Below are 13,441 nucleotides of genomic sequence, written 5' to 3'. Positions count from 1 at the left end.
GACTCAGGAGACTCCCGCCCGCATCAGCCGCTGCAGCTGGCCGCTCTCCAGTTCCAGCACCCGGCGGGCGAAGTCGGGGTCGCGCTCCAGCACCGCATCGAAGGAATCCACCGGCACCGCCAGCAGGCGGGTGCCGTCGGCCTCGGCCACGATCGTGCTCTCCGAGGCGCTGTGGGTGAGCACCTGGAGCTCGTCGAGCACCCGGCCGGGCTGGAGGTCCTCCACCCAGGTGCGCTGCCCGTCCCGGTGCAGGACCCGGGCCCGGCCCTCGATCAGCAGCAGCAGTTCCCGGCAGGTGTCACCCGCCTCGGTGATCAGCTCGCCCTTGGCGAAGGCGCGCACATCGGCCTGGGAGGCCAGGGCATCGAGGGTGTCGGCGTCGCTGCGGCGGAAGAAGTCGCTGGTGGCCAGGAACACCCGCTTCTCCAGCTCCGGAAACCCCCGCAGCTCAGGGGGGCCGCTGAGGCCCTCGACGGTGCGGGCGGTCTGGCGCAGCAGTGCCGGGGCGCCGGGACCGCCCCGCTCGGCGGCCATGGCCCGGGCCCGCTCGGCGTCAAGGCAGGCCGTCAGGAACAGGGCGGCGGAGGCGAGGGTGGGGCTGGCATCGGCGGCCAGGCTGGCCAGGAAGCCAAGGGTCTCCCCGACGGGCACCTCCAGGGAACAGGAGGGGGCCTCGCCACCGGGGTGGGACAGGGTGCCTGCGACGGACGGCGGCAGGCGGCGCTCCCAGCCCTCCCGGCGCAGCAGTTCCGGCAGCTCCAGGGGGGCGATGGCCTGGAGGCGCTGCACCAGGGCCGGCACCGCCGGATCCTCCTGGAGGGTGGCCAGGCCGTCGAGGATCGCCCGCAGGGTCAGCTCCTTGCGCAGCTGCAGCCGGTCGTCGAGCAGGGCCAGCACGGCGGACTGGTGGCGCAGGGCACTCTGGTGCAGGGCCCGGTAGCCGTCGGTGAGGGCGGGCAGCCGCTCCAGCAGCCGCTCCACCTTGTGGGTCGCCGCCGCGGCGGGGGAGAGGTCGTCGAGCACCTGCTCCTCCTCGCGCGAGGAGATGCCGTATTCGCGCCGAAGGGCCTGCAGGGCGGCGCCGTCGGGGCCGCCCGCCACCGGGCCGCTGCCGAGGCGCTGCACCAGCATCAGCCGCTCCAGCGACTTGCGGTAGCCGCTGAGGCGGATCTGGTCCTCCAGGCTGCGGCGGCTGTCGGGATCCAGCAGGCCGGGATCCTCCACGCCGAGTTCGTCGAGCACCTGGCGGTGCTCGCCGTCGCTGATGCCGAGGGAGAGGCGCATCTGCTTGAGCACCTCCAGGCTGCTGGCGGCGTTGACGAAGCCCTCCTCCAGGGCTTCGCGCACCACGCCCTTGTAGGCCTCGAGCCGCTTCTGGCCGGTGAAGCCCGGCAGCACCTTGGCCAGCACGTACACCTCCTCGGTGCCCAGGTCGGCCAGGGAGCGGCCGTCGAGGTAGCGGCCCACATCGAGGTCCATGCGGGTGAGCTGCTTGCGGAAGCGCTCGGCCAGGTTCTCGCGGCCGTAGAGGTCGGGGGAGCGGTTCCAGGCGCGGTAGAGCCACAGGGTGCTGACGGCCACCAGGGTCACGTCGAACAGGTACTGGAGCCAGGCCGGCGCCAGCAGCAGCAGCGGCCGGCCGGCGAACAGGAAGAAGAAGTTGAACACCAGGAAAGTGGCCACCACGAACACCCGGTGGCGGATCCGGTCCCGGTCGGGCTCGGCGCCGCGGCGCCGCACCCGGGTCCGCAGGGCCGATTCGATCGCCCGGCCGGCGAGGGTGCCCAGCCAGGTGCACAGCCCCAGGAACAGGGGCACCGCCACCAGCTTGGGCACATCGATCGGCTGGCCGAAGAGATAGAAGCCTGGCCGCAGCAGCTGGGCCAGCTGGTCCTCCTGGCGCAGCCAGACGCCGGAGAAGTAGTAGTCCCAGTTGCCGGCGTAGACGTAGTAATAGACGAAGTAGCCGAACACCAGGCCCACGTAGCCGTAGCGCTCGAAGGCGAAGGCGGGGCTGGGCAGCCGGGCCCAGTAGAGGCGCTCGGCGTCGATGTCGATGCAGGGCTGCTGGCAGGCCACGCAGGCGCTCTGCTCGCTGCCGTCGGGCTGGACGGTGCGGCACATCGACTGGGTGATCGGCGTGCTGGCCATGTGGGCCCGGCTGCCCAGCAGGCCGGTGGGGGTGGAGAAGACGCTCTGCACCGGTGCCATCGGGCAGAAGTACTGGCACCAGCTCTTGCCGCCGTAGAGCCAGCCGACGGCGATGGCACAGGCGATGGTGAAGGCCAGCCAGGCGAACAGCACCAGGCGGTCGGCGTTGAAGAAGAGGATGCGGCCGCAGAGGCCAACGAACAGCCAGCCGAACTGCAGCCGGGAGTAGTGCTTGCCCAGCCAGGAATCGGCCGGCACCTTGGCCAGCTGCAGACGCTTCTCGCCGGTCTTGGGGTTCACCCGGGCAATCTGGCGCTGCAGCCCCAGGGCGCGGGGGATCTGGGAGAGGAAGGAGAGCGGGCAGATGCGCCGCCACAGCTCATGGCCGAACACCAGCAGGATGAAGATGCCCGAGGGCACCACCAGGCCCCAGAACAGGGTGGTGCCCAGGGGGTAGGGGGTCTCGCTCAGACAGCTGCCCTGCACCGTCACGCAGGCCTCCGGCAGCCGCAGGGGGCTCCAGGGGTGGTCGGGCGCGGTGAACCGGGGCGTGAACGGGTCGTAGAGCAGCGAGAGGATGATCAGGATCCAGCCGGTGGTGAGCGCCCAGCGCACCAGATGCATCCGCCGTTCCGTCACTGCTGACTCGCGCCGCCGCGCCGAAGTGGCGCTGACCATAGCGATGGCCTCCGAAAGCTGACGGGGTGGCGGTGCCGGAGGCGACGGGGCCGCCAGAATCGCTGCCATGACGTTCTTCTCCCGCCACTGGAGCACCTACCGCCGGGTGCTGGAGCACGACCTGATGGAGCACGGGGCCCTCACCGCCGCCATCACGCGAACCATCGACGGCTGGCTGGCGCAGCGCGGGCCCGCGGAGCCGCCCCCCCACGCGGTGGACCTGGGCTGCGGCGACCTTTCCCTGCTGCCGCCGCTGCTGCGGCGCCTGCCGCTGGCCTCATTCACGGCCCTGGACCTGAACGGGGCGGTGCTGCCCCTGGCCGCCGAGGCCCTCGGGGCGGTGCCCTACCCCAGCCGCTTCCTGGAGGGGGATCTGCTGGCCTGGGCCGAGGCGGAGCCGGAGGGGCCGCCGGTGGATCTGATCTTCAGCAGCTTCGCCGTGCACCACCTGCAGGAGCCGGACAAGGGCCGCTTCCTGCGGGGCTGCCGGCGTCACATCGCCCGGGGGGGCCTGCTGCTCTGGGCCGATGTGTTCCGCGCGCCGGGGGAGGACCGTGACACCTACGTGGGCCGCTACTGCGCCCGCGTGCACGGCTGGAGCCCGCTGGAGCCGGAGCGCCAGGAGGAGGTGATCGAACACCTGAGCCAGTGGGACCATCCAGCCGACCCGGAGGCGATCGTGCGGGAGGCGGAGGCGGCGGGCTGGCGGTGGCAGTGGGCCTGGCAGGGCCAGCACCGGGCCGAGGCCCTGGCGGTGCTCAGGCCGCTCTGAAGATTCGCAGCGAAGCGGTGCGGAATGCCCTGACGACTGCCGGGGGGGTGAGTAGGTTGAATGGAGAAGAACTCGCCCGAGGGCGATCAAGGGGGCGCAACGTCTTTTTTTCATCGTTTCGTCCTTCCCCCGGTCCGTTCCTCGTTCCGCGTTTCATCCTGGACGCACCTGCTGGCGCTGTCGTGCCTGGCGGTGCCGTTGACGGCCAGCGCCAAACTCCAGGCTCAGCGGCCCCTGCGGGTGGTGGTGAGCGACGCCTTCCCGCCGATCAGCTTCGTGGATCCCCAGGGCAGGATCCAGGGCCTGGCAAGGGATCGCTGGGATCTTTGGCAGCGTCGCACAGGAATCCCTGTGGAGTTGCAGGCGATGGACTGGCTGGAGGCCCAGAAGGCTGTCCAGGCCGGCCGCGCCGATGTCATCGCCGCCATGGCCCGCACCAGGGACCGGGAGAAGATCTACGCCTTCACCCAACCCTATCTGGAGGTGGATGTTCGCCTCTATTACGACCGCAGGCTGAGCGGAATCGTTGATCTCGATACCAGCAAGGCCTTCAAGGTGGGGGTCCGCGCCGGCGATGTGTGCATCGAAAAACTCAAGGCGGCCGGCAACCGCACCTTCCGCATCTACCCGGATTACAGCGCCCTCATCGAGGCGTCCAGCTCCGGAAGCCTGCCGGTGTTCTGCATGAATGAGCTGCCGGCCAACTACATCCTGGCCAGGGAGGGACTGAGCGAGGAGTTCCTGCAATCGCCGCCGATCTACACCTCGGCCATGTACGAGGCCGTGCGCAAGGACCACACCGCCCTGCGGGACACCGTGATCGCAGGCTTCAATCGGATCAGCGCGGCCGAGGAAGCCGCCATGGAACGCAAGTGGCTGGGCGATGGCGTCCACCCCCGCTTCAGCTGGCTGGCCCGCCATGGACTCCAGGTGCTCGGGGCCACGGCGGCCGCCGCGGGGCTGATCGCGCTGTGGAGCGCCAGCCTGAAGCTGGAGGTGCGCCGCCGCACCCGCGACCTGGCCGAGGCCCGCGATGTTCTCACCAGCACGATCGAGGCCATCCCCGACCCCCTGATCGAAATCTCCGCCGATGGGCAGATCCTGGACGTCCACAGCTCGCGCCACAACCTGCTGACACGACCCGCCGAGGAACAGGTGAACCACTCCCTGAGCGAGGTGCTGCCGGAATCCGCCGCCGCCGTCGTGAAGGAGGCCCTGGCGGAGGCCGGCAGCAGGGGATTCAGCCATGGGAAGGAGATTCAATTGCCCCTGCCCAGCGGACCGGCATGGTTCGAGCTGTCGGTGTCGCAACGCAGCCTTCCCTCCCAGGGCCAGCCGCGTTTCCTGGTGCTCAGCCGTGACATCACGGCCCGCAAGCAGGATGCCCGCCGGATCGAGCGACTGAATCGGCTCTACACGGCCCTGAGCCGGTCGAACCAGGCGATGGCCCGCCTCGAGGACGGCACGGCGCTGCTGCAGGAGATCTGCGAGATCGCCGTGACCTACGGCGAGATGAAGATGGCCTGGGCGGGGCTGCTCAATCCCGTGGGCCGGGAGTTGCGGGCGGTGGCCTGGGCCGGCACCGGCACCGAGTACCTGGACGACCTGCACATCAGCATCGATCCCGACGTCCCGCACGGGCAAGGCCCCCTGGGTCGCGCCATGCGGGAGAACCGGCCCCAGTGGTGCCAGGACTTTCTCAACGATGCCAGCCTGGCCCCCTGGCATGACCGCGCCCGCCTCTACGGCTGGGGATCGGCCGCCGCCCTGCCTCTGCTCCGCGAGGGTGTCGTGGTCGGTGGGCTGGCGATCTACCACCCCGATTGCAACGCCTTCGATGAGCAGAGCCAGCAACTCCTGGTGGAGATGGTGCGGGACATCGACCTGACCCTCAGCCGGCTGAACGCCCTGGCGATGCGCCGCCGACTCGAGCAGGAGATGGCGGCCAGTGAAGCGAAGTACCGGGAACTCACGGAGTCGGTCCACGACGTGATCTGGACCCTCGATCCGGTGACCATGCGTTACCTGTATGTGAGCCCCTCCGTGAAGCGGATGCGGGGCTACACGCCGGACGAGGTGATCGCCCGGCCGTTCGCCGACTCCCTGCAGCCGGGGAGCGGGCAGCGCATGGAGGAGCAGATCCGCTCTGAGCTGGAGGAATTCAGACAGGGTCTCCGGAGCAGCGAGATCGTGTCGGTGGATGAGGTGGAGCAGCCCTGCAAGGACGGGTCCAGCGTGTGGACGGAGGTGGTGACCAAGCTGATCCGCAATATCAGTACAGGGCGTATCGAGATGCATGGCGTCTCCCGCGACATCACCGAGCGCCGGTTTGCGAACGAACAGATCAAGCGGCTGGCGTACTCCGACCAGCTGACCGGCCTGGCCAACCGGGTGATGCTGCGGGACCGCTTTCGCCATGCCCTGATGCTGGCCCAGAAGCAGGGAGGTCGTCTGGCGCTGCTCAACCTCAACCTGGATCACTTCCAGACCGTCAACGACAGCCTTGGCCATGCCGTCGGCGACCAGTTGCTGGTGGAGGTGGCGCGGCGCCTGGAGGGGGAACTGCGCCCCGGGGACACCCTCTCGCGCTCCGGAGGGGATGAATTCCTGCTGCTGCTGCCGGACACCGACGCCGATGGCGCCCTGGCACTGGTGCGACGCCTGCTGAAGACGGTGGCGTCACCCTGTCGGGTCCATGGCGAGACCCTCTTCACGACGGCGTCCATCGGCATCGCCCTCTACCCGGAGGACGGCAGCACGATGGCCACCTTGATGAGCCATGCCGATGCGGCCATGCACCAGGTGAAGGAGGGCAGCCGCAACGGTTTCCAGTTCTTCACCCCCAGCGTGCAGGAGCGGATCTCCCGTCACCTGCGCCTTTCCAACGCCTTGCACAAGGCCCTGAAAGGCAACGAGTTCAAGCTGCTCTACCAGCCCCAGGTGGAGCTGGTCACCAACCGGATCATCGGTGCCGAGGCTCTGCTGCGCTGGGATTCGGCGGAACTGGGTTCGGTGTCTCCGGGGGAATTCATTGCCGTCGCCGAGGCCAACGGCCTGGTCATTCCCATCGGCGACTGGGTGCTTCGCCAGGCCCTGCGGGATGCCGGCACGTGGGTCCGGCCCGCAGGACAGGATGGGGCGCCGCCGCTGACGGTGTCGGTGAACATCTCGGCGGTTCAATTCCGTAACAGCGATCTGGCCGGTCGGATTCTCACCATCCTGGCCGAAGAACAGCTGCCCCCTGCGCGGCTGGAACTGGAGCTCACCGAGTCGGTGACACTGGATGACCCCGAAAAAGCCCTGCTGTTGATGGATCGCCTGTACCACGAAGGAATCCAGATCGCCATCGACGACTTCGGCACCGGCTACTCATCGCTGAGCTATCTCAAGCGGATCCGCGCCCATAAGCTCAAGATCGACCAGTCGTTCGTGCGTGGGCTTGCCACCGACCGCGACGACCACGCCATCGTGCTGACGATCATCAACCTGGCCCGCACCCTGGGCCTGCGCACGATCGCCGAAGGGGTGGAGACCCCCGAGCAGATGGAGCTGCTGCGCCGGGCCGGCTGCGACGAAATCCAGGGCTACTGGATCGGCAGGCCCATGTCCAGCGAGGCTTTCCGGCAGCTGCCCCTGTGAGGTAGGCCTCCTTCAGCGATGGCCTCCATAGGGGCTTGCCAACCAGCCCGTGCGGCAGGACAGCCGAAGGCTCGAGCAGGGCAGGGTGGCCGCCAGGCCACGGGCGGGGCGGAGGGTGACATCATCCCCACTCACCTGCCTGCCGAAGAGGGTCCAGACCGGCTGGGCCAGGGGGCCAGTTCCAGCCAGTGGTTGAGGCCACCGATCGCATCGAATTCGACCTGGCTCCAGGCAAGGTGGCACGGCTGGGTGCGATCGATCAGCGTGGCCACGGCATCGCGCAGGACCTGAAACACTCCCTGGAGTCCGGCGTTTGACAGCGGCGGCTCCTCGTCGCGCACCAGAACGTGGTTGGTCTGGCAGACGGGCACACGCCACGATGCCGTGCTGAGTGAACCTGAGTGTCGAAGAAAATCCGCTTCAAGCGAGACGTCCGTGCGGACCTCATCGGTCCATTGGATTCCGAACACCGGAGCGATGCCAGCGTGGACGTCTAGGTCGCCCTCGAGGGCCTTTCGCACAAGCCCATGCGTCCCAGCACGATGGCAGCCTCCGATCGCGATCGGCACCGGACCAGGTTGGCGGGTGCCCAGGTCGCCAGGAAGCGTTCAATCCGCGGCCGCTCGTCCTTGCGCAACAGGGCAAGAAGAGCCTTCAACCTCAAGGAATCACAGCAACCGGCTGGCAGCTCAGGTCGGGGCGTGACACGATGCCTCCAACCTCGCTTCAGGCCACCCCACAGGGCCAACCAACCCGAATAGTCGAGATAGATCACAAGATCCGCAGCCTCCAGGATCTTCTGGGAGTACGAATCAATCCAACCTTCGACAATCCAGGCATCCGTTCTGAGGATGGCTTGCAGCTCCGAATCGATCGCGTCCAGGCTGCATCTTGCCCAATTGTCAGCCCAGATCAGACGATCCATATGATGCAACGGGATAGCCGATAGCCGTGAGATACAACGTGCCAGGGTGGTTTTCCCAGTGCCACTGATACCAATAAGCGCAATTTTCCGGGGCTTCACCGCTCCGCGCCAATCCAATGGTCCACATTTCAGGCCAGGAGGCCACCGCCTACAGCCATTGAAATAAATCGTTAAGAGGTGGTTAAGGGCCAGCGGCCGACTCGGCTTGCCTGCCTTGGGGAGCGTGGCGCCGGCGCTGCGGCCTGGGTTCAGAGCACCCGATCAGGGCCCTTTGGGCGGCATCGTTTCCAGGGCCGCCAACAGGGGTCGCAGGGTGGTGGCCATCGCGCCAGAGCCGGGGGGACATAGCCCGACGCTAGATGCGTTGCCGGGTCCGCTCAATCGGCGGCCACGGCGTTGCCCAGCCGCGCCCGGATGTCCCTGAGCCGGGCGACGTTGTTCACCAGCGCCGGAGCGCTGTCGAGGCCCTCGAGATAGTCGAACACGTAGGCGAGCACGGCATAGATGGCGCCGGCGCTGAAGGACGCCGATCGGGTGAAGTCGATCAGCAGCACCACGAGCGCCACGATCGTGGCGAGCTCCGTCACGGTCCAGGTCCACGACTCGCTGTCGGAGAGCTGCACATGCCAGCGACGCACGCGGCCGAAGTGGCGCCGCAGGCGCAGAGGGCGGGCCGCCTCGATGTCCTCGATCTCGCGCTCGATCTGGTCGTTGAGGCCGCGGTGCAGGCGCAGGGCGCGCCGCCAGTACCAGCCGTTGACGAGCCCCATCGGCAGCAGCACCGCCATGGCGATCAGTCCGGCCTGGAGGTCGTAGGTGAACAGCATCACCAGCGAGCCCACCACGGTCACCACCTGGGAGAACATCGCCGGCACGTCGGCCTCGAAGAAGCCGACCATGTCGCGCATCATCTCGACTCGCGCCGAAACGATGCTCGTGCCGTGGCCGAGGCGCTTCTGCTCGGCCACGGTGCGCACGGCGAGGCGGGCATAGAGGCCCATGAAGACCCGGGTATCGAAGCGCTGCCGCACGAAGGCCGTGACCAGGTGCACGAGCCACACGGCGATCAGCGCCGACAGGCCCCGGTAGCTGCCCTTCAGCAGCCCATCGACCGCCCAGCCGGTGATCGCCGGATAGGAGAGCGTGCAGAGGTTCTCCAGCAGGGTCAGGGAGTAGGTGCCGGCGATCGACAGCCGTTCACCGGGGGAGAGGGTGGAAAAGAGCGTCTGCGGCATCACCGGGCCCTGATGTCCCCAGCCTGGCTGCTTCGGAGGCTCAGAGGCGCGACCAGCGCAGCAGGCTGACGCCCCCCAGGGCGATCGGCAGCAGTCCCGTCACTACGATGAACCAGGTGCCGTCGTCTGGCGCACCCAGCAGAGCCGCCTTGCTCCGGAGCAGCACAAGGACGCCACCCAGAACAGCCAACAGGCCAGCCACCACGATCCAACGCTGACGCCTGCGGCCGGGGCCTGTCCTGGCAAAGGCCAGTAGCCCCACGCCCAGTGGCAGCACCGTCAACGCGTAGTGCACCAGCAGCGGGACGAGAAAGGAGAGGAACGTCATCGCTCGGAGGGCGGGGCTGGAAGTGGGCAGCGATCACTCAACGACGAATACCGGCTTGACCTGGGCGAGGCAACGGCTGTCGGGTGCTTGCTTCGGGTTGGCCAGAAAGTCGGCGGCGATCTGTGTCACGCAGGCGGCGGCGGGCATCCCCTGCGGCGCAAACAGCGCCCCATGGCCGACACCGGGGAAGGTGACCACGTAGGCGGTGGTCTGGTTCCTGGCCACGGCTTCGCCGTAGGGGGCCGGCGTGATCGGGTCGTAGCTGCCGTTCAGCACCAGGGTGGGAATCTGCGGATTGGCATAAACGAAAGGAGGTTTCTGCTCCACCTGGAGAATGTCGCAGGCATTGTTGACCGCTTCAGCTTCACGCAGGCCCAGGGGGAGCAGTTGCGGATAGGGCGGCGGCAGCACCTGGCCGGGCTGGACCCGTACCGATCGACCCCGGGCACAGACGACCGTGTGATACATCTCCCTGGCCCCGCGCGGTTCGAGATCCGACAGGGATTCGGCGATCCAACCGAAGTTGCCTTGGCTGGCGGCGTGGATGAACTGGGGCAAGGAACTGCCCCGGGACGATTCACCGGAATAGGGCCGGGCGAGATAGGGCACGACGCCCGTGATGAACGCGTTGCCGTCAAGCTGGGTAGTGAAGGTCTGCTGGCTGGAGGGAATGGTGAGGGTCAGGGGCACGGGCTTTTGGTTGAGCCGATCGACGATCCCCAGAAACGTCGTCTCCAGATTCGGGTAGGCCGCGTTGCACTGTTGGTCCTGCGCGCAGGCGCGGAACACGTGTCTCAGGGCGTAGCTGAAGGTATGACTTGAGGCCAGATTGAAATCCAGATCCGGCCGCACGACGCCATCGAGGATCACGCTGCGGAGTTTGGACTTGTGCCTGTCGGCCTGGGCGATGACGTATTGGCCCAGCAACGTGCCGTAGGACACGCCGTAGTAGTTGAAGACCGGATAGCCCAACGTCTCGGCGACGGTGTAGATATCGGCCGCATTCTCGCGGGTATTGAAGGCGCTGGGATTGACCCCTTGGGCCTTCAGGCGAGCGTTACAGGCCCTGATCCAGCTTGGGTCGGTGTAGCTCTGCTTCCCCTGCGCCACAGCGATGTTGTGGGCATTGAGTTCAGGGCAGAACAGGAAAGGCTTGGCAAACCTGGTGCCCCGCTCTTCCACGAAGATCAGATCACGGCCCTGCAGCAAGGCCGGCAGTTCGGGGTACTTCGGGAGAGCCCCATTGGCGATGTCGCCGATGGTGGAATCCCCAGGGCCGCCTTGCTCCACGAACAGGGGATCAGCCGCCGGGGTTTTTCCCGTGCTGCGCGTGCGGACCACGCCGAGCTGGATGGTGCGTCCCTTGGGCTTCGCATGCTGCTCGGGGACGGTGACGTAACCGCAATCCGACTGGGCGGCGATGGCGGGAGGGACGTCGAAGGTCTTGCAGTCGACGGATGTCCATGCCGGGCCGAACTTGGCCGCACCTTGCCCTGCGTGACCAGGAGCGGAGCCGCCTGCAACTAGGACAGCCATCGCCAGGAAAGCGAATCGGAAGGTCTGAGTTGATGCCAACCACCCATCAAGGGCTTGTTTGGAACACAAATCAGAACAGTCGTTCTTCATTCGACGTCAAGAACTGATTGGATGCTAGCAAGCTGCCGCACGGATCTTCCTTGCCCGTGCATCTCCCTGTTTGGCGGGATAGCGAACCGCATGGCGGATCAGCCACTGAAGATCTGCGGAGGCGCCGTCCTGCAGCCAACGCTCACAGGTGGCATAGACGAGATCCGGATGGTCTTTGGCGATGTCCCCCAGGTGGTTGGCAACGCTGCGGCGGACGTACAGCGATGGATCGTCCTTCAGAGCTTCAAGGATGGGCAGCGTTGGCCTGGGATCGGCAACAAACGAAGGAATGCGTTTCCCCCAAGGAAGCCTGGGCCGTGTCCCCTCACTGCAGAGGCGCCTCACATGCGGGTTAGGGTCGGTAAGCCATTGATCGACCTGCTCCAGCGTGCGCTCTTGCTGCTGGATCAGGAACGTGCGGATGGCAAACTCTGAGGTGAACCGCTTGGTGAGGGCATGCAACGCCAGCATCGACGGCTCGAAGGGGTCGCTGCCACCATTGTGTTGATCGTCCTGCCCGTACTCAGAAATAAAGAAGCTGTGGGGAAGATAGAAAAAGCCTGCCACGCCGAAGTCTTCTGTGTCTGACTTCTCCGGCGTCAAGGAAGCCATGAGGACTTGAAGAGACTCCTCATAGTTCCCAGGCAGGAATTCGTGGAGCGCCCTGGCGATATGCAGGCCACGCTGCATGATGGTCAACAGTTCGAGGCCTGCCAGTGCGGATTCACAGAATCGGATGGCCGGGAAGTCTGCATCTACGTACTGAATATTCTGCGCCAGACACTCAATAGCCTCCTGGCCCAGCAGGAGCTTCAGGGGCGTGCCCTTCTGAATGGATCTCGGTGCTGAAGGGATGGTGGGTCCTCGAGGCGTCATGGAGGTCCTATCCATGCCCTTGGCCATGGAGATCTCCGGCAACCTGAGCCAGGATCTCGTCCGCATGGCTGAGGGCAATGAAGTGGCCTCCGCCGTTGATGGAATGCCAGATGGCTCCGGGGGTTTGGTCCGCCACCGTGCTGTTGATGGGTTCAGGCACCAGTTTGTCATCCGTTCCCTGCCAGAAGTGGACGGGTCGGGTCACTGTGGTCATATCGAAGGGCCAGGCCTCGTAGAGCATCGTGGCGTCAGCGACCAGTCCATCGGCACCATGACGAAAACACTCACGCGATGCCTCCAGAAAAGATTGGCAGACTCCCTCATCTGACAGCACCTCCTGATCAGAGACACCGATCGACTTCTTCAGCGCCTGCATATAGCTGGCCTCAAAGCGCGTCGCACTCAACCCCAGAAGTTCATACATGAGCCTGAAGCCAGGATGGAAATGCAACGCCAGGCGCCCCCCAAGTGCATCAACGCTGCTTTGGTATCTCGCGGCCCAGTTGGCTCCGAACGTTCCGTAGCTGGCACCGGCGATGCAGGTGACATGGGCCAGACGGGCAGGATCCAGGTAGGCGGCGGCAGCAAGCGCCCACGGGCCCCCTTCAGACCAGCCGGTCACCGCGAATTCCTGTGCAGCAAAGGAATCGGCTAAGGCCAGGAGATCGTTGGTCCATGACACGAAGGTGCGATCTGGCTGAGGATCAGACCCTCCGATACCAGGCCGATCCACACAGACGAACCTCAGCCCATGGGCCCTGGCAGACGCATCAAAGAGATTGGCCTCCAGGCGGCTGGAGGGCCCTCCGTGGTGATGGATGACGAGTGGTCCGCCGTCATCACCGACTTCGAGATAGGCGAGGGTCCGATTCCCAACTTGGACAGCTCCTTCACGTGCCAACTGCACTTCCTCGATGGAGACTATCCACTATAGTCTGATGTCAACATCTCAAGCCAACGATGGAGCCAGGCCGCGTCGGCAGGGCGCATTGAATGGAACGCATTCACAAAGGCAATCGCGCTCCAGAACTCTGAAGATGATCGAAGTGCCACCCTTCAACCTACTTGAATGATGCCGGCAGGTGCTGTTCACGCCAATCAAGGCCGGTGAAGCACCTTGAGCCATTGCCGTTGCAGAAGGCCCTTGGCATGCAGGGGAATTCGAGGACGACATGTGTCACGCTTGCGGTAGAGGCCTTACGGCTGAATGG

At 66.2% G+C, this 13,441-nt stretch carries 9 protein-coding genes; 2 read left to right on the top strand and 7 right to left on the bottom strand.

Annotated elements, in window-relative coordinates; translation table 11 throughout:
- Window positions 1-3: 3 nt before the first annotated feature.
- Entirely contained in the window at window positions 4-2,829 is a 2,826-nt protein-coding gene (locus tag KBZ08_RS14950; protein ID WP_254973973.1) for a cyclic nucleotide-binding domain-containing protein, read from the bottom strand.
- A 67-nt stretch (window positions 2,830-2,896) separates the two neighbouring features.
- Here KBZ08_RS14950 and KBZ08_RS14945 point away from each other — a divergent pair, with 67 nt between their 5' ends.
- Both KBZ08_RS14945 and KBZ08_RS14940 read left to right on the top strand, forming a co-directional pair.
- Window positions 2,897-3,601, top strand: coding sequence for a trans-aconitate 2-methyltransferase (locus KBZ08_RS14945; protein ID WP_254973971.1), 705 nt, complete (start codon window positions 2,897-2,899; stop codon window positions 3,599-3,601).
- Window positions 3,602-3,799: 198 nt separating this feature from the next.
- Window positions 3,800-7,240: an EAL domain-containing protein gene (locus tag KBZ08_RS14940; RefSeq protein ID WP_254973969.1), complete on the top strand. Its 3,441-nt coding sequence runs from the start codon at window positions 3,800-3,802 to the stop codon at window positions 7,238-7,240.
- A 131-nt stretch (window positions 7,241-7,371) separates the two neighbouring features.
- Here the strand turns inward: KBZ08_RS14940 and KBZ08_RS14935 are convergent, their stop codons facing one another.
- The 6 genes from KBZ08_RS14935 to KBZ08_RS14910 form a co-directional block, all read right to left on the bottom strand.
- A complete protein-coding gene (locus KBZ08_RS14935) occupies window positions 7,372-7,809 on the bottom strand; it encodes a hypothetical protein (RefSeq protein WP_254973968.1) in 438 nt (145 codons plus the stop codon).
- A 733-nt stretch (window positions 7,810-8,542) separates the two neighbouring features.
- Entirely contained in the window at window positions 8,543-9,400 is an 858-nt protein-coding gene (locus tag KBZ08_RS14930) for an ABC transporter six-transmembrane domain-containing protein (RefSeq protein ID WP_254973967.1), read from the bottom strand.
- A 40-nt stretch (window positions 9,401-9,440) separates the two neighbouring features.
- Window positions 9,441-9,728, bottom strand: coding sequence for a hypothetical protein (locus tag KBZ08_RS14925; protein ID WP_254973965.1), 288 nt, complete (start codon window positions 9,726-9,728; stop codon window positions 9,441-9,443).
- Window positions 9,729-9,761: 33 nt separating this feature from the next.
- Window positions 9,762-11,264 carry an alpha/beta fold hydrolase gene (locus KBZ08_RS14920; RefSeq protein WP_254973963.1) on the bottom strand — a complete coding sequence of 501 codons (1,503 nt, stop codon included), beginning with the start codon at window positions 11,262-11,264 and terminating at the stop codon, window positions 9,762-9,764.
- A 114-nt stretch (window positions 11,265-11,378) separates the two neighbouring features.
- On the bottom strand, window positions 11,379-12,257 hold the full coding sequence (locus KBZ08_RS14915) for a DNA alkylation repair protein (RefSeq protein ID WP_254973961.1): 879 nt from the start codon (window positions 12,255-12,257) through the stop codon (window positions 11,379-11,381).
- Window positions 12,238-13,137: an alpha/beta fold hydrolase gene (locus KBZ08_RS14910; protein WP_254973960.1), complete on the bottom strand. Its 900-nt coding sequence runs from the start codon at window positions 13,135-13,137 to the stop codon at window positions 12,238-12,240. Before KBZ08_RS14910 ends, KBZ08_RS14915 begins: the two co-directional genes overlap by 20 nt.
- Window positions 13,138-13,441 lie beyond the last annotated feature (304 nt).

Origin of the sequence: Cyanobium sp. Candia 9D4 (genome assembly GCF_024346155.1) — a bacterium.
Classification (GTDB): Bacteria; Cyanobacteriota; Cyanobacteriia; order PCC-6307; family Cyanobiaceae; genus Cyanobium; species Cyanobium minutissimum.
The sequence above is the reverse complement of the archived record's forward strand: the minus strand, read 5'-3'. Positions and strand labels throughout refer to the sequence as shown.